The 17315-nt window shown below is 66.5% G+C and carries 14 protein-coding genes; all 14 read right to left on the reverse strand.

Annotation, left to right across the window (positions count from 1 at the left end; all coding sequences use genetic code 11):
- Positions 1 to 9: 9 nt before the first annotated feature.
- Positions 10 to 2205 carry a BatA domain-containing protein gene (locus tag SH602x_RS21895; protein WP_479474310.1) on the reverse strand — a complete coding sequence of 732 codons (2196 nt, stop codon included), beginning with the start codon at positions 2203 to 2205 and terminating at the stop codon, positions 10 to 12.
- 191 nt (positions 2206 to 2396) lie between these two features.
- Entirely contained in the window at positions 2397 to 3293 is an 897-nt protein-coding gene (locus SH602x_RS21900; RefSeq protein WP_479474311.1) for a DUF58 domain-containing protein, read from the reverse strand.
- Positions 3247 to 4314, reverse strand: coding sequence for an AAA family ATPase (locus tag SH602x_RS21905; RefSeq protein ID WP_479474312.1), 1068 nt, complete (start codon positions 4312 to 4314; stop codon positions 3247 to 3249). Before SH602x_RS21905 ends, SH602x_RS21900 begins: the two co-directional genes overlap by 47 nt.
- 99 nt (positions 4315 to 4413) lie before the next feature.
- The gene (locus SH602x_RS21910; protein ID WP_479474313.1) at positions 4414 to 6867 is read right to left on the reverse strand and encodes an outer membrane protein assembly factor BamB family protein; all 2454 of its coding nucleotides are present in this window, start codon (positions 6865 to 6867) and stop codon (positions 4414 to 4416) included.
- Positions 6868 to 7012: 145 nt separating this feature from the next.
- Positions 7013 to 7372 carry a hypothetical protein gene (locus tag SH602x_RS21915; RefSeq protein ID WP_479474314.1) on the reverse strand — a complete coding sequence of 120 codons (360 nt, stop codon included), beginning with the start codon at positions 7370 to 7372 and terminating at the stop codon, positions 7013 to 7015.
- A 20-nt stretch (positions 7373 to 7392) separates the two neighbouring features.
- Complete coding sequence (locus SH602x_RS21920; protein ID WP_479474315.1) at positions 7393 to 7923, reverse strand: DUF420 domain-containing protein; 531 nt, start codon at positions 7921 to 7923, stop codon at positions 7393 to 7395.
- Between the two features lie 34 nt (positions 7924 to 7957).
- Entirely contained in the window at positions 7958 to 8728 is a 771-nt protein-coding gene (locus SH602x_RS21925) for an SCO family protein (RefSeq protein ID WP_479474316.1), read from the reverse strand.
- A 66-nt stretch (positions 8729 to 8794) separates the two neighbouring features.
- The gene (locus SH602x_RS21930) at positions 8795 to 9238 is read right to left on the reverse strand and encodes a cytochrome C oxidase subunit IV family protein (RefSeq protein ID WP_479474317.1); all 444 of its coding nucleotides are present in this window, start codon (positions 9236 to 9238) and stop codon (positions 8795 to 8797) included.
- Between the two features lie 72 nt (positions 9239 to 9310).
- Positions 9311 to 10945 (reverse strand): cytochrome c oxidase subunit 3, encoded by a 1635-nt coding sequence (locus SH602x_RS21935; RefSeq protein ID WP_479474318.1) that lies wholly within the window; start codon positions 10943 to 10945, stop codon positions 9311 to 9313.
- A 73-nt stretch (positions 10946 to 11018) separates the two neighbouring features.
- Positions 11019 to 11930 (reverse strand): heme o synthase, encoded by a 912-nt coding sequence (gene cyoE, locus SH602x_RS21940; RefSeq protein WP_479474319.1) that lies wholly within the window; start codon positions 11928 to 11930, stop codon positions 11019 to 11021.
- Entirely contained in the window at positions 11927 to 13069 is a 1143-nt protein-coding gene (locus SH602x_RS21945; RefSeq protein WP_479474320.1) for a COX15/CtaA family protein, read from the reverse strand. The genes cyoE and SH602x_RS21945 overlap by 4 nt, the downstream gene beginning before the upstream one ends.
- Before the next feature lie 56 nt (positions 13070 to 13125).
- Positions 13126 to 14973, reverse strand: a complete 1848-nt coding sequence (locus SH602x_RS21950; protein WP_479474321.1) for a cytochrome c oxidase subunit I — start codon at positions 14971 to 14973, stop codon at positions 13126 to 13128.
- 119 nt (positions 14974 to 15092) lie between these two features.
- Positions 15093 to 15998 (reverse strand): cytochrome c oxidase subunit II, encoded by a 906-nt coding sequence (locus SH602x_RS21955; protein ID WP_479474322.1) that lies wholly within the window; start codon positions 15996 to 15998, stop codon positions 15093 to 15095.
- A 43-nt stretch (positions 15999 to 16041) separates the two neighbouring features.
- Positions 16042 to 17301: a c-type cytochrome gene (locus SH602x_RS21960; protein WP_479474323.1), complete on the reverse strand. Its 1260-nt coding sequence runs from the start codon at positions 17299 to 17301 to the stop codon at positions 16042 to 16044.
- Between the last annotated feature and the right edge of the window lie 14 nt (positions 17302 to 17315).

The following is a 17315-nucleotide window of genomic DNA, read 5'->3' on the forward strand; positions in this document are numbered from 1 at the left end:
AGAACTTTCTTAGGAGCGTCCGCCGAAGAGCGATGCAGGAGCGGAGGGCCCGCCGTGCGAGCCGAGTTTCCAGGCGAGGAAGGCTTCCAGCCCGACGAGCGCCAGCAACACGCCGATCAGGATCGGAAAGAGCGGCGCCGGCCGGCTGTCGAGCCGGGCCGCGTCGGTCGCCTCGCTCTTCGCCGGCACGCGATCGAATACCGGAGGAAGCGCCCCGAGGTCGGTTCGTGCCAAGTCGCTCTCCCGCAAATCGACGTCCACCGCGAAGCGCCGGACGAGGTCGTTCTTTCCCGCATCCTGAACGAGATCGTAGAACCCGGCGCGATTCGTTTCGCCGAACGTCCAGGTCGTTTCGCCGCTCCGGCGGACCTCGCCCTCCAGGCGAACGCGTGCCCCGTCGGGACGAACCATCGCGACCTGATCGCTGGCGACGCCGACCGTGGTGGACGCGACGAGCGGATCGCCGACGCGGACGTTTCGCGATGCGGCGGCGCCCTCGACCAGGAACCGCACGGTTTCCTGCACGAGCGAGACGAAGTCGCCGACGGCCGGAATCGCGGTCCAGGCGTCGCTCTCTGCTCCCGTTCCTTCGCGGGTGGGCGCGAACCCCGCCGTCGCGAAGAGGACGACCCTTCCCGCGCGGTAGGACTTTTCGACCAGAGCCGGCTCGCCGTTCTCGAACGCCAGCGCGACGCGAGCGCCTTCGCTGTCCTGCGGTTCCAGCGCGACCCGGCGCCACGTCGGAATCCGGAACAGGCCCGACTGCGCGTTCCCGCGGAACGCGGCGGCGAGCGGGTGCGAAAGGCTGGTGGCGGAGAGGCGGAGATCGCCGTCGAGAACGTCGCCCAGCCGCGCGGGCAACAGTCCGGCGGCGCCTTCGGATCCCAGCGCTTCGTTCCAGTTCTCGCGATCGACGGCAGGTCCGGGAAAGAGCGCGAGTCCCCCGCCCTGCCCTGCGAAGCGTTTCAGCGCCGCCGCTTCGTCTTCCGCGAAGCGACCGAGGTTGGAGACGAAGACCGCGTCATAGTCGGATAGTTTCGCTTCGGCGAGCGCCGCGGGACCGACGCCGTCGACGGCGATGCCGAGACCTCCGTCGCCGAGCGGATCGAGCGCCCTCGATAGAAAGAACCGGCTGCGCGGGTCCTCGCCGACGAGCAGGATCCGCAGGCGATCCCGCACGACCGCGCTGTAGCGCCGGACGTCGTCGGGCGGCAGCGAGTCGCCCGAGAGTCGGACCTCGATCGCGCGAGCGACCGCTTGGTCGAAGCGATGCTCGAAGAGGACCTGAGCCTGTTCGCCAGGCGGCACGTCGACCCGCTTGGACTCGACCACTTCGCCGTCGATCGCCAGCGACACCGCCGTCGATCGACGTTCCGCGCCGAGGTTTCGGATCTCCGCCTCCCAGACGGTCGGTCTTCCGGCGAGCACGATCGGATCGCGAGGCCCAAGCCGCGCGACGGCCAGGTTGGCCGCGTCGTCCGACCCGACGTCAAGAATCGAAAGCTCGGCCCCCTGCGCGAGCGCCTCCAGACGCGCGGCCGAGGTCGGCGTCGCGGCGGCATCCCAGGTTCGCTTCTGCAGATCGGACAGGAACACGATCGAGCGGTTCGTGAGGCGGGGACTCTCCCGGGCGGCCTGCAGCGCGAGCCGTTCGACTTCGCCCAGCGTGGCGTCCAGGTTGGCCCCGCCGTCGAGCGCTTCGAGCGACTGCAGTTCTTCCCGCACCGCCGACGGATCGAACGAAGGCGCTCCGACGACCGGGATCGCGGAGTCGCTCATCAGGACGACGGAGAAGCCGTCGCCGCGCGGGGCCGCGGTGACGATCTCGTCCGCGCGACGCAGCGCCCGTTCGAAGGCGTTCCCGTCGTCGTCGCGACGCTGCATCGAGAACGACGCGTCGAGCACGAGGATCCAGTGCGTCCGGTCGCCCGACGTCGCGTCGGCCCAGGCTCCACCCTTGGGCAGAAACGGGTCGGCGACGATCGCCGCGAACAGCAGCATCACGAGCGTACGAAGCGCCAGGAGCGAAAGCTGCTCGACCCGCATCCGCTTCGATCGCTTCTTCAGCGCGGCGACCAGGAACTGCATCGCCGCCCATTCGACGGTCTGCCGACGTCGCCGGTTCCACAGATGCAGCACGATCGGAATCGCCGCCGCCGCAGCGAAGGCGAGCATCGTCACGCTGGCGAAGGGAAGGAACCACATAGGTCAAGCGGCTTCAGCGAGTGCGGTCGGCGTTGCAGAAACGGATCCGTGTGCCATGGCTGGCTTGTCCAGCCGTGCCGAATCTTGAAGGAGAGATTATTCAAAGACGAGCGTCTAACCCGCTGCCATGCACGGCTGGACAAGCCAGCCATGGCACACGGGCTGAACCAACTTTCCACCTTTCGAAGTTCTCAAGTCGACAGCCGTTCGTGTCGGGCGAGAAACTGAGCCAGGGCGTCGTCGATCGGCTCGTTCGTCGTCATCAGGTAATACTCCATCCCCCAGTGCCGTGCGGCCTCGGCCAGTTCCCGCCGAAACCGATCGATCTCCTCGCGATAGGCCGCTCGCAGCGAGACGGGGTCGACCTGCGTCTCGCCCGAATGTTCCATGTCGCGGAAGAGCGTCGGCACGTCGAAGGGAAACTCCAGTTCCGCGGGGTCGAGAACGTGCAGCACGGCGACGCGATGACGCCGGGCGCGAAGCTGCTTGAGTCCCGCGAGCGTCGCTTCGAGGTTATCGAAGAAGTCGCCGATCGCGATGACCAGGCCCCGCCGACCCATCCGTTCCGCCGCGTCGTGCAGCGCCGGCGCGAGCGACGTCTTCTCGTCGGTCGGACTGGCGTCGAGCGCGTCGACGATCTGGTTCCAGTGCGCGCCGGAAGATCCGGGACGCACGTGCATCCTCACCCGCGAATCGAACGTCGTCGCCGAGACGGCGTCCTGTTTCTGCAACGCGAGCCAGGCCAGCGACGCGGCGAGGCACTGTCCGTATTCGAACTTCGACAGGGGCGAGTCGGGATGGCGATAGGCCATGCTCCGGCTCGCGTCGAGCGCGATCCAGACGAAGAGATTAGTTTCGTCTTCGTACTGTTTCACGAACAGCTTGTCGGTCCGCGCGTAGGCCTTCCAGTCGACGTAGCGCAGATCGTCGCCGGGCGCGTACTCGCGATGCTCCGCGAACTCGATCGAGGTTCCCTTGCGACGACTGCGGTGCATGCCCGACGCCAGCCCCTCGGCCAGCCGGCCCGCGCGCAGCCGGAAGCTACGGATTCGCGCGAGCGTCTGCGGGTCGAAAAACTTCGGCGACATGGTCGTCCCGGGAAGGCGCGGCGGAAGCGATCTGGAGCAGACGCTCGATGACGGCTTCGACGCCGACCCCTTCGGCGTCCGCGTGAAAATTAGTGCGGATGCGATGACGAAGCGCCGGCGCCGCCACCGCCTGGACGTCCTCCAGCCGGACATGACGCGAGCCCTTCAGCGCCGCGCGGGCTTTGGCGCCCAGCAGCAGGTACTGACTCGCACGCGGTCCCGCGCCCCACAGGACGTACTTCTTCACGAAGTCGTCAGCGCCCGGTTCCGTCGGACGCGACATACGCGCGAGCCGCACCGCGAACTGCGCCGTGCGAGGCGAGACGGGCATCCGGCGAACGATGCGGCGCAGCTCGACGATGTCCGAGCCGTGCAGCACGGGCGAGACGGTTCGGGTCTCTCCGGACGTCGTTTCGAGCGCGATCCGCAGCTCCTCTTCCTCGCTGGGATAGTCGACCTGGATCTGCAGCATGAACCGGTCGAGCTGCGCCTCGGGCAGCGGGTAGGTCCCCTCCTGTTCGATCGGGTTCTGCGTCGCGAGGACGAAGAAGGGATCTTCCAGATCGTGCCGCACGCCTGCGACGGTGACGGATCGTTCCTGCATCGCCTCCAGCAGCGCGGCCTGAGTCTTGGGCGGCGTGCGGTTGATTTCGTCTGCCAGGACCAGGTTCGCGAAGATCGGCCCCGGCATGAAGCGAAAGCCCCGCTCGCCCGTCTCCCGATTCTCGTGGATGACCTCGGTCCCGACGATATCGCTGGGCATCAGGTCGGGCGTGAACTGCACGCGGCGAAACTTCAGCGCCAGCGAGTCGGCGATCGTCCTCACCGTCAGCGTCTTGGCCAGACCCGGCACGCCGACGAGCAGCGCATGCCCGCCCGCGAACATCGCGATCAGGATCTCTTCGATCACGCGATGCTGGCCGACGACGACCTTGGCCAGCTCGCCCGCGATGCGACGCTGGGCGTCGTTCAGGCGTTCGAGCGCCTGGAGTTCGAGGTCGGCCAGTTCAGCGGATTCCATGAAGGACTCGTCAGACAGGCTGCGGAACAAAGATCGTTCGGAAGGCGATGCGGAGGAATGATTCTACGGCACGGTCGTAGGTCAGGCATTGCCTGACGGCTATTCGTTGCGAACCTGACCCTCGGACGACGGGGGCGCCTTGGCCGACAGAGCCGGAGCGTCGCTCGGCGGTTGCACGCGAAACGCGACGATCTCGTCCGAACCGGCGATGACCAGGAAGGGCGACGCGTAGACCAGGTTTCCGCCCGTCACGCCCCGGTCGGCGAGCGACTCCCGACGCTTCAGCACGGCCCGGCGGAACTTGCCGGCGCTCTCCGTCGCCTGGTCGAAGACGAGCAGTTCCTGCTCGGTCGGAAAGAGAATCTCCTCGCCGACGAGCAGCCCGCGACCGAAACCGGGCGGAACCTGCTGGCCCGGCTCCGGCCATTGGCCGCGCCAGCTTCCGTCGACCTCGTCCAGCCAGACGAGCCCGCGACCAGCCGCGATCAGCGAACCGTCGGCGAACCCGAGTAGATGCGAGCAGGCGAATTCGTCCACCAGCGGATCGCTTTCCCACAGCAGCCGACCCGTATGGATCTCGATCGCGAAGATCCGGTCGTTCTCCTGCGGCGCGGCGTACCAGACGCCCCGGCGAACGAGTCCCCGGGCGAGATCACGATACGAAGGAGGAAACTCCCGGCTCGCTTCGGGATAGCCGCGCATCGAGCGATCGTCGAACGGATAGACGATCGACCAGATCGGCTCGCCCGAAGCCGCGTCCAGACAGGCCAGCGTCCCCTGCCCCGTATCGACGAGAACCTTTCCCTCGGCCAGCAACGGTCGCACATGCGAAGCGATCGACGGCGGCGACTCGGCCTCCCATCCGCCTGACGAGACGAGCCGCTGCCAGAGCGTCGCGCCGGTCGAAAGTTCGAGGCACGCGATCCCGATCCGCGAGCGCCGGTCGTTCGCTTCGGCGACGCGATAGGCGGCGAACATTCGGTCGCCCTCCACGACGGGCGAGCCTTCCCAGAGTCTCCGCGGCTCGCCCGAAGGAATCGGGAAGCCGGCGAGCATGCGCCCCTGCGCCGCCAGATCCAGGCCGACGAAGACGCTTTCCTCGTCGACGGCTCCGGAGCGGAAGTCGTTCCCGATCCGCGTCCTGGGGCCGCCCATCCGCGCGACCAGCAGATCGCCGGCGATCGTCGCGGTGAAGCGCGGCACGCCGAACGCCGAAGCCGCGAAGTTCGTCCAGGCCTGGCGATCGGTCGACCGCTGGTAGATCGCGCCGATCTTGTCGGGCGGAGGAAGCTCGGCGTCGAAGCCGGACCAGAGCGGCGTGCCGGTCTCGAGCTCCACCGCCCGGATCGATGACGGTTCGACCCAGAACAGGCCGTCGCGCCACGCCACGGGAAAGTACGGCAGCAGGGCCTCGGACCGCTCGCCCGCCCAGAAAAAGCGTCGCCCCTGCGCTGACGCGGACAAGGTCACGACCTGCGGAAGGGGAAGGCGCCACTGCGGAGTCTCGGCCAGTTCGCCGAAGGGAAGCGTTCGCGGCGGAGCCCCCTGAGCGAACGCCGCCTGCGCCAGTTCAATTTCCTTCGCGAGCGTTTCCGCCAGGTCGCCGGTCTGTCCGGCCAGTTCGCCCTGCGCGCCCGGATGAGCCAGTCGCAGCGCGGCGAGTTCGACCTGCGCCCGAGCGAGGTCCCCTTCGAGCACGCTGATCCAGGCGAGCTTCGCCCTCAGCGACGCGACGTCTACCTTGGCGTCGGGAACGAACCATCCGTCGAAAGCCTCGGGCGCCTGCGACAGCCAGGTCTTCGCCTCGGCCTGGCGCGCCGGATCGGACAGGTCGACTCCCCGGAGCGCGAGCCAGAACGGATAACCTTCCGCCGCGGCGCTCCAGGCGGGAGGCGCGGGCGGAACGCGCGTGAGCGGATGCAGGCGTTCCAACCGCGCGCGCCCGAGCGCGAAGTCGCCCCGTTCCAGCGCCCAGGCGGCGGCCTCGGCCAGGGCGGTCTCCGCCGCACGCGTCAGAAACCACCGCCGATAGACCTCCGTTAATTTGCTTTCGTCGCGCGATGCGATAGCTTCCTGAAGATGGGTCGCCGCGATCGGTTCGTAGCGACCGCGGTACGCTTCCAGCAGCGGCGGCGCGGCCTGCGCGACGCGGGAGAGGAACCGATTCGCCGCTTCTTCGGCATGCAGGAATAGCTGCGGTCGCTCGGCATTTTCGCGATCCTCCGCAGCCCTCGCCGCATCAGCCGGAGCGAGCCTGCCGACGTCGCGCTGCGTCGCTTCGACCAGCACGTCGAGTCCGTCGCCCCACTGCCCTCCCGCGAAGGCGTCGGCAGCCCGCTGCAACGCCTGGTCGAGCGCCCGGGCGGAGTCGAGTTCCGGCGGCAGTCGCGACGGCGCGGTTTCGACCCGCTGGCCGAACGGCCCCGGAACGATGAACGGAACCTGGGCTCTGAGCGGAAGGCCAACCGCGAGGGCGACGACCGCGACCGTAGACGCGATGACCGACGCGCAGCGGAGGCGTGACGCAGGCCGGCGGACGAGCAGGGAGAACAAACGCGACTCGTGCGTAAGCGACGACCGGAGACGCGGCCCCAGCGGCGTCCCGTGCCTCGATTATACGAGCCCGGCGTCGGCCGATCGATGCGCGAGAGACGCGACGGTGTGCCATGGCTGGCTTGCCCAGCCGTGCGGCAGCGGATTACGCGCGCTCGGCAGTCGGTACGGCGCCGTGAGCGAACGGCGACGCATCGAGACCTGGCATGGTCGAACGGCTAGCGAGGTCTGCTCGGCGGGACAAGCCAGCCGTGGCACACGAATCGGAAGCCGCTGCCGCGCGGCGGGCCTTGCGGACTTCCAGCCAGCAGAGGAGCGTGAGCCCGCCGAGGATGACGAACGGCATGCTCATCATGAACAGGATGCTCCAGTAGAAGCCCGTCGCCAGGTTGCCGCCCGAGTGCTCGATCGAGTTCCCGCACGTCGGACAGGCGCACGCGACCTGGGCGAACGCCAGACCGGCGACTGCGACGAACGCGGGAAGGATGCTCTTCGAGCCGTTCATAGGTCGGGTCTCCCGTCCCGTCAGGGAGTCGCGACGGCGGATGCGGGAATCAGCGCCGCGGAAGGCCCGCCCTGTTCAGCGGGAAGCCGTGCAGCGGGAAGCGATTCAGCTTCCGGCGGATAAGCGTGATAGAGCATGGCGTACACCACCACCCCGGTCACCGAAACGTAGAGCCAGATCGGAAGCGTGAACCACGACAGCCGGCGATGCGCCGCCCGGCGGTCGCGCAGACCCAGCACGATCGACCAGATCGCGAGAACGGGCACCGCCATCGCCAGCAGGATGTGACTGAGCAGGATGGCGTAGTACGTGTAGCGTACCCAGTCGGGCGGGTAGGACGGAAACGGCGTGCTGATCCCCTGCTTCACGACGATGTGGTAGTACAGGTAGCTGAGCAGGAAGATCGTCGACGTCGCGAAGGCGGAGATCATCAGCCATTTGTGAAGTCCCTCCCGCTTCGATTTGATCGACGTAAGACCTGCGACGAGCAACAGCGTCGCCAGCGCGTTGAGGCTGGCGTTCCAGTGGGGAAGAAAGTGGGCGAGGTCCACGCGGCTCTTTCGATCGTCAGGCAGGTGCGGGTCGTCAGGAGGGGTCGATCGCGACGGCGGTCTCTTCTTCCGCGGCAGTCTCTTCGGTCGCGCTTTCTTCGGCGGGAGCTTCTTCAGTCGCGTTCTCTTCGGCGGCGGCTTCATCGGTCGCGACAGCGAACTCCGCCGGCGGCTCGGTCTCGACCAGCAGCTTGTCGACGAGGATTTTCAGCTTCACGATCTCCGCGGGATCGGTCCAGTCGAAGGCGCCGCGGAAGTTGCCCCACTTGTCGCGGACCGCGAACCGGTCGACGTGCCCCCGCTCTTCCACGGGCAGGAAGAACGCCTCGCCGCCGACGCGTTTGAGGTAGTTCATGTCGCCGGTCAGGAACAGCCAATCATCCTTCGGCGCCTCGAACTCCTCGGCGTACTTGCTCAGCGCCTCGGGCGTGTCGAAGCTCGGGTCGCACGTGATGCTCAGGAAGACGACGTCCTGGCCCTGGTAATCTTCCTGCACCGTCCGCATCGTCTCGGTCTGCTTGCGACACGACGCCTGGCATCGCGCGAAGAAGAAGCAGGCGACCTGCACCTTCCCGTGGAGGTCCTGGCTGGCGACCTGCTCGCCCGAACGCTCGGTCAGGGTGAACTCCTTCAGCCAGCCGGGCTGATTCGCTCCGGGCGCGGAGACCTGCTCGACCTGCGTTCCCAGAATCTGAATCGCGGGGCGATCGGCCTGGCGTCGCCACTGGCGATAGCCGAGGAAGCCGAACGCGACGGCCGAGCCGACAAGCAGCACCAGAAAGAAGACGAGAACGTTACGGTTCATGATTCGATCGACCTCGCGGAGTCGCAGCGGATGCGTGCGTCCCGCGAATGAATGTCAGGCGGGAGGCTACGGCGCCGAAGCGTCGGCGGGAACGGTCGCTTCGGGGGCGGCGACCGTCGGGGCGGGCTCCGCGTTCGGTTCGACGACTCCCGACTCGCGAACGATCGGCTGCGCGGCCTGGAGCCAGCGCTCTTCGGAGTATCGTTCCGTTCGCTCGCCGATATCGGGAATGAGAGCGAAGACCAGGAAGGCAGCCATCCCCAGCGTCGGAATGGTCAGCACGTACTTCCAGTTCGCCTCGTACTTGAGGTGCATGAAGAACAGCACGACCAGCAGCGCCTTGCCGGCGGAGACCGCCATCATCAGCGACCAGCCGACCGACGGGTTCGCCATCAGCGCCTGCGAGTTCGCGACCGCGAAGGAGATGCCGGTCAGCACGCAGAGCGCGACGAAGACGGAGAGATACGTCTTCAGGCTGCCGTGCGGACTGCTTTGGGCTGAGGTCGCCATGGTCGGACGTTCCGGGTCGTCAGTCGGTCCGAAGCGGGACGCGCGAGCCCCGCTTCGACCCTTCCGCGAATTCTAGAAGAGGTACAGCAGGGGAAACAGGAAAATCCAAACCAGGTCGACGAAGTGCCAGTAGAGCCCGACGTTCTCCAGCGCGCCCGCGCGGGCGGGGGTGAGCGTCAGGGGGAGCATGACCGCGAACGCGACGATCCCCACCAGAACGTGCAGGGCGTGAAACCCGGTCAGCAGGAAGTAGGTGCTCGCCCACATGTTCCCGGAGGGAATCCAGATCGGCAGCCGCATCCAGGGATGCTCGTCGGACAGTCCGTGCACGTGGCCGGCGCCTGCATGTTCGAGATGCGACAGGTTCTCGCGCAGAAAGCCGAGCCTGCCGTCGACGGCGGTCAGCCGCGCGGAGAGCTTCTGTAAATTGGCGTCCGCCACGGCCTTGGCCGGACGGAGAGCGTCGATCTCCTTCGTGAGATCTGCCCGTTCGTCTTCCGCCTCGTCGAGCAGGTCTTCCTTCGCTTCGAGGTCGGTTTCCAGCTTCTCGACGAGTTCGTCGTCGTCCGCGTCTTCGGCGTCCTCGATGTCGTAATCGAGATCGTCGATTTCGTCTTCGAGGTCCTTGATCGTGTCGTCCAGTTCCGACTGCTTGCGAACCAGTTCTTCGAACGAAGCGCCGGCGGTTTTCACCTCGGCTTCGAGTTCCGGAATGCGGGCGGCGAGCGTCGGACGCTCCTCGTTGAGTGCGACCTGCTCGCGTTTCATCGAGGCGATGGCCGGAACGCGGGCGACCTCGCGCGGATAGACCAGGTAGCCGAGGGACCGCATCAGGTCCCGGCGGTAGGCGTCGTCGGTCGACAGGGCGACCTCGGACTCCACCCACCGGACGCCGCTGGAAAGCAGCTTCTCCGCCGTCTCGCGACGGGCGCGAAGCTGCTCCTCCGAAAGCGCGTCCTGCGGCAGATGGGCGCCGACGTCGGCATGCGCCGCGGATGCGGACGGCCCCGGGTCCGCGGCCGACAAAGCGCCCCCCAAGGACCCCGGGAGGAAAGTCGTCGCGTCCGGCGCCGTTGCATCGGGCGCCGTCGCCGCTGCGGTCAGTTCGGCGTCGAGCCCGGAGATCTCTTCCTGCAGGCGCGTTCGCGTCGCGGCGAGATACGTGAGGTCGGCCCGCTCGTAGATCCTGCCGCGGGGATGCTGCGGGTAGATGCCGTGGCGGAACTTCTGATCGTACTCGTACGCCTTCACGCCCAGAAAGAGCGTGCCGAGCACGGCGGTCGCGACGAGCCAGAACTTGGCCAGTCCGCGGCGATCCAACCGGGCGAACTCCATCGCGAGGACGATCGTCACGCTGGAGAGAATCAGCACGAACGTATTGAACGCCCCGATCCCTTCGGCGAGATGAACCGTCTCCGGCGCGGGCCAGGTCCCTTCCGGAGCGCCGAATCGCAGCACGATATACGAGCCGATCAGCGCCGCGAAGAACATGATCTCCGTCGACAGGAACAGCCACAGGCAGAGCTTGCCCCGCGGGATCGGCAGCGCGGTCTGATACTCCAGCGCGATCGGGGCGTGGCCGTGATGACCCGCCACGGGATGCGCGGCGTCATGTCCGTCTTCGTCGCCGCCGTGCGAGCCGTGCGCCGACGAAGGCGTAACGCCGGCCGGGGCGTGCGTCGGATCGTCGTGCGGTCGGTCGTTCATGGCAGCGGAAGGGAGCGAATCGAGCGGTCGATCGAAGTTCGTCGGCGAAGAAACGAATCAGGCGCCCATCGACTCAGAAGCCGGTGCAGATCGCCGTCACGGCGAGCCACGCGGGAAGGTGCAACAGGCTGGTCCGCATCAGCCGCATCGCGATGCCGTCTTCGCGATTCCTCGCGAAGCGAATCGACGCGGCGAGCAGCCAGAGATTCAGCAGCGTGACGCAAACGATCGCCGCCAGCTTCCAGGCGACCGGCCCTTCGACGAACCAGAGCGCTCCGCCGAGCGCGATCAGCGCCAGCGATCCGCCGATCGCCTCCAGTCCGGCGGTGCGCCCCGTGGGGTCGGAGACGGTGACCATGCGGATGCCGGCGTCGCGATACTGGTTTCGCAGCTTCCAGGCGATCGCCATGAAGTGGGGATACTGCCAGAAGAACAGGCCGAGGAACAGGATCCACCCCAGCGGCTGGGCGAAGTCGCCTCCGTTCGCGGTCCATCCGATCCAGATCGGCATCGCTCCGCCGACGGCGCCGACGGTGGTGTTCCAGGTCGTGACGCGCTTCAGCGGCGTATAGAGGACGACGTATCCGGCCCACGTGAGCAGGCCCATCGCGCCCGCGGTAACGTTCACGAACGCGAACAGCACGAACGCTCCGACCAGCAGCAGCGCCAGGCCGAACAGCGACGCGGGAAGCAGATTCACCCGATGCGCCGGCAGGGGCCGCTTCATCGTGCGGGGCATCTTCCCGTCCGACTTGCGCTCGAGCACGTGATTGAAGACGCTCGCGCTCGCCGCGGTGCAGAACGTTCCGATCAGCGTATTCAGCAGCAGCCAGAAGTGGAGCGATTCGCCCGGGACCTTCAGCGCGGCGACGCAGGTCGTGACGAGAACCATCGTCACGATTCGCGGCTTGGTCAGCGCGACGTAGTCCGTCAGCCTGACGCGCGCCGTTCGAAGGGATGTCGTAGTCGTCGTGCCCGCGCTCAAGCGCTTCCTCCCCGGATCGCGGCCGCGAGGCCGGCGGTTCCGCCTGATTCGTTCGTCCTGCCCTGCTCGACGGCACGCGCCGACGCGCTCCGTCGCTTCTTCGATTCGCCGGCGGCCAAGGGCTCGCCCATTGACAAAGGATCGCCAGTCGCGAGCGAACTTGCATAGAACGCCGGCTTCCACTCGAACGCGACGATCGTCATCGCGGCGCCGAGGATCAGCGTGCCGAACATGACATGCGCCGTGACGATGTAGGACTGCAACAGGCCTTCCTGCTCGATGACGTAATGCGCCAACCAGGGGGCCAGCGATTCCACGTCGGGCAGCGAGTAATTCACGATCCACGTCGCGACGCCGAAGCCGACCTGCATGGTGACCAGCAGGAGCGTCACGAACGTCCTGCCCGTCGGAGCGCGACCGGTGCGATGCGAGTAGGCGATCAGGAACAGCAGGAAGGCGTAAAACCAGAGCGCGACCGCGACGGCGATGTGCGCGACGACCAGCCCGACGAAGAACTCCCGCGTGGCCAGCACGTTCAGATGGCGCACGCCCGCCCCCAGACCGATCTGCGCGAGCGTCAGCGCGGCGAAGCCGATGGCGACGAAAAGATGCGTCCGCGAGACGGCCCGTTCGCCTGACTTCGCGTCAGGGCGCCAGACGGCGTCCTGCCAAGATCGGCGGGTGAGCGCGATCAGAAACACGCAGTAGGCGAAGAACGCGGGGCCGACGGTACCGTGCAGCATCGCGATCAGGCGCTGGTCGAACAGCACCCGCACGCCCCCCAGCAAGCCCTGAAAGAGCACGAGCGCCAGCGCGCCGAGGCTGAACCAGAAGAGCCAGCGTCGGGTCCGGTTCCGCCACGCGACGATGCAGAGCACGATCGCGACGAACCCGCACAGCGACGCCAGCAGGCGATGGCCATGCTCGACGAACAGATCCCAGGGTCCCAGGATCCAGGTCGTCCAGGGATAGAGGAACAGGTTGTAGCCGTACGTTCCGGGCCAGTCCGGCACCGCCATGCCGGCGTTGTACGTCGTGACCAGGCTGCCGACCCAGATGACCGGGAACGCGACCGCCGCGAGCGCGACCGCAAGGCGGTGCGTCCAGGGCGAGTAGGTCGGTTCGGTCAGCGGATTCATCGCAGTCTCGGTATCGATCTTCTATTCGTTCGATCGGAGTTCTCGTCGACGTCGGTCTACGCGTCGTCGTGATCGTCGACTTCCTGGTACGTCTCGTCGCGGTGAGTCCAGGAACTCTTGCCGCCGCCGGCCGCGGCGAGTCGCCGGGGGTCGACGTACTGCGGCAGGTAATCCTCTTCCATGTTCGCGACGCCGTACTCGTACGGGCCGCGATAAATGACCGGCTGGAAGTCGAAGTTGCCGTGACCGGGCGGGCTGGGGGCGCCCCACTCCAGGCCGTTCGAATGCCACGGATTCCGCCCCGCCGGAGCTCCGAAAAAGATGCTGGCGAAGAAGTTCACGAAAAACGGAATCTGGAACGCCATCATGGCCAGCGCGCTGATCGTGATGAACTCGTTCAGCGGCTGCCATTCCGAGAACAATTCATAGTCGTACGGATCGGCGTAGCGTCGTGGGAAGCCGTACAGCCCCAGGATGTGCATCGGGAAGAACGTGCCGTTCATGAACAGGAACGTCCCGGCGAAGTGGACCTTCCCCCAGTTCTCGTTCATCATCCGCCCGAACATCTTCGGGAACCAGAAATAGATGGCTGCGAAGACCGCCATCGCCGTGCCGCAGAAGAGCACGTAGTGGAAGTGGGCGACGATGAAGTAGGTGTCATGGATCAGGATGTCGACCGGCGTCGAAGCCATGAAGATGCCCGACAGGCCGCCGATCACGAACATCCCGACGAAGGAGATCGCGAACAGCATCGGCGTCGTCAATTGCAGGTTCCCTTGCCAGATCGTGGCGAGCCAGTTGAAGACTTTGATCGCACTCGGGAGGGCGATCATGATCGTCGCGACCGTGAAGACCATCCCCAGGATCGGGCTCATCCCAGAGATGAACATGTGGTGGCCCCACACGATGAAGCCGAGTCCCGCGATCGTGATCGTCGCGTAGACCATCGGGCGATAGCCGAAGAGGGGCTTCCGCGAGAAGCAGGAGATGATGTCGCTCACCATCCCGAACGCCGGCAGGATCATGATGTAGACCGCCGGGTGGGAATAGAACCAGAACAGGTGCTGCCACAGCAGGGGTTGCCCGCCGCCCGCGACGGGAACGCTGTTGTTGGCGAACGCCCCTTCCGGCAGAAAGAACCCGGTGCCGGCCGTCCGGTCGAGAACCTGCATGAAGGTCGCCGCCGTCAGGACGGGAAGCGCGAACGCCTGCAGCACGGCGGTGATGAACATCCCCCAGATCGTCATCGGCAGACGAAACATCGTCATGCCGGGCGCCCGCATCAGGATGATGGTCGTCAGATAGTTCACCGACCCGAGCATCGAACTGACGCCGACGCAGGCGATGCCGAGCAGCCACATCGTCTGGGCGTTGCCGCTGCCTGGCGCAGCGTCGAACAGGGCCGCGAGCGGCGGGTAGCTGGTCCATCCCGACGAAGCGCCGTGACCGTCCATGAAGAAGGACGACCCGACGAACAGGAACGCGGGCCACATGAACCAGTAGCTGAACATGTTCAGCGTCGGGAACGCCATGTCCTCCGCCCCGATCATCAGCGGGATCAGGAAGTTGCCGAAGGCGCCCGCCAGGATCGGGATGATCACGAAGAACACCATGATCGTGGCGTGCATCGTGAAGAGCATCGTGTAGAACTCGGGCGAGATCTGCCCTCCCTCGGCGGAGAAGAGCATCCCGCCGATGATCGGCATGTCCGACCAGGGCCACGCCAGTTGCCAGCGGATGGCCATCGCCAGACCGCCGCCGACGAGAAACCAGAGCAGCGTCGAGAACAGAAACTGCAGGCCGATGATCTTGTGATCCCGGCTGAAGACGTACGTTCCCAGGAAACCCAGGATCGACTCCTCGGCAGCGTGTTCTCGGTGCGGATCGACGGCGATCGAACTCATCGGGGGAGGCGCCGGGGTCGCGAGTCGGATTTCATGGTCTTGTCTGAGCGGGGGACGAGAGTCCCCCGAGTTCGAATCGGCACGTACGTCGCAAGCCTCGGGGAACTTTCGTCCCCCGCTCAGGGGCTCGTCGCTTCAGGGTCTGTCGTTTCAGCGTCAGTCGTCGTTTCAACCGGCGCCGTAACCGCCGTCGGATCGAACGCGGAAAGCTCCTGTCGGGCGAAAGCGTCGGCGAACCAGGCGTCGAAGCGCTCGCGCGGTTCGACGATCAGTCGCCCTCGCATCTTGTAATGGCCCCAGCCGCACAGTTCGGTGCAGGCGATGTCGTAATGATCGGCGACGGGATCGACTTGAATCGCCTCCAGCCAGACGAACTGCTTCATGCCGGGGACGATGTCCTGCTTCACCCGCATCTGCGGCAGGAAGAAGCTGTGCAGCACGTCCTCGCTCTTGATCGTCAGGACGATCTCTTCGCCCGACGGAATGTGCAGTTCGTTGACGGTGAACAGATCGTCGCGCGTGCCGATCTCGCCGTCGGGGCCGGCGTAACGAAAGCGCCATTCGAACTGACGCCCCGTCACTTCGGCGAGGGGCGGCTTCGGCACGGTCGCCTCAGCCTGACCGTCAGCGACGGGCGTACCAGGCGCGGGAATCTGCGGGATGCGGGTCTTGGCGCTCGCCCAGGCGTCGAGCTGGTAGACCGCCAGCGCGAAGAGCGCGACCGCAGGAACCAGGGTCCAGGCGATCTCCATCCGGTGGCTGCCGTGCGAATAGACGGCCCGCCGTCCGTCGCCCCGGTCGCCGTAGCGCCAGACGAAGAGAACCTGCGCCAACGCCGTGAGCACGAACACGACCGTCGTGAGGGCGAGGATCACCCAGAACAGGTGGTCGATCCAGGCAGCCTCGGGGCGCGCGTTGACGTTGGCCGGCAGGAGCCCCGTCGGCAGGTAGAGCGCGTAATAGACGAACGAACCGATCGCGAGGAGCGGTACGATCGCGAAAAAAATGCCCCAGAACTTGCCCACGTCGTCAGCTCGTTCGCTGTGTCGTCGAAGAAATCGTTCGTCGCTACGGGCGTTCCCGCACGTTCTCCGGAACCGCCTTGTACGGGTCGTTCAACTCATCGTAAGGGAGCGCCCTGACATACTCGATCAGGGACCACATCTCTTCCGGCGTCAGGCCGGTGATATCTGCAGGCGAACCCTCGGGCTTCGTCAGAACCGCAGGCATCGGCGTGCCGTCGATACCGTTGGCCAGTCGCCAGTAAATATCGACGGGCCGACGTCCGCCCCGGAGCACGCCGAGCCGCAGGTTTCGCGGTTTGGCGTTGCGCGCCGGCAGGACGCCGAACTGATCGACGTAGATCTGGTGCACCTCGGGGTCGAGCGGATCGTACTCCTTGGCCCAGTCATCGAAGTCCGTCGTCTGGCCGTCGCCGAGAGCAGTCGTCCCGTGGCAGCGGGCACAGTTCCCGACGTCGCCGTGGAAGATCGCCTTGCCCCGCTCGATCGCGGCGGCGAGTTCCTGCGGGTCGTCGAACTTCGCCGGACGGGGCGGCACGGGCGAAACCGACTGCTCCGCCTGCATCCAGCGATCGAGGATCCGCTTCACGTTCCCCTGAACGCGCACCTTCTGTTCGGCGGCGGCTTCGTCATCGGAAGCAGCGTCCTCGGGCAGCAGGCGCTGACCCTCGCTCAATTCGTTCAGTTCGCCGATCAGCGCCCGTTCGACTTCCCCGCGGATGGAGAGGTAACGGACGTAGTCGACCAGCGACTCGAGTTCCTCTTCCTTCAGCAGCCGGAACGACGGCATCGAAGTGCCGGGCACGCCCTCGACCAGGATCCGGCGGAGGTCGTCGTGCGTGGGTCGCGAACCGCGGGGCGTGCTCTTGAACTTGAACACCCCCATCCGGTAGTCGCGGGGATACGGGTTCAGGAAGGGCGCCGTCGGTCCCCTGCCGTCGCCGGTGACGCCGTGACAGTGGGCGCAGTGCTCGCGATACAGGCCGAACTTCGTGTCTTCCTGATCGCTGTAGACGGCGCCGCTCGCCATCGTGAGTCGATCGGCGTCGAGCACGGTCGAAAAGTCGAGGTCGCCGATCGTCGGAACCTTTGGCTCGTCCGGCGTGCCGAACCATTCGGTCAGCAGCCGCTCGACGTCCTCGGTCTGAGCCGGCTCGAAACGAAAGTCCTCGCCCCGGGCCCGCTCGGTGCGGTAGAGATACGCCGCGTCCGATTCGAACTCTGCCGGTTGCGACAGACACCCCGTCGCCGTCGCGAGGAGAGCGACGAGCGAGCAGAAAGCGACTGCGACGGACGATCGCGTCATCCGATTCATGCGCG

The sequence above is a fragment of the Lignipirellula cremea genome, assembly GCF_056501455.1.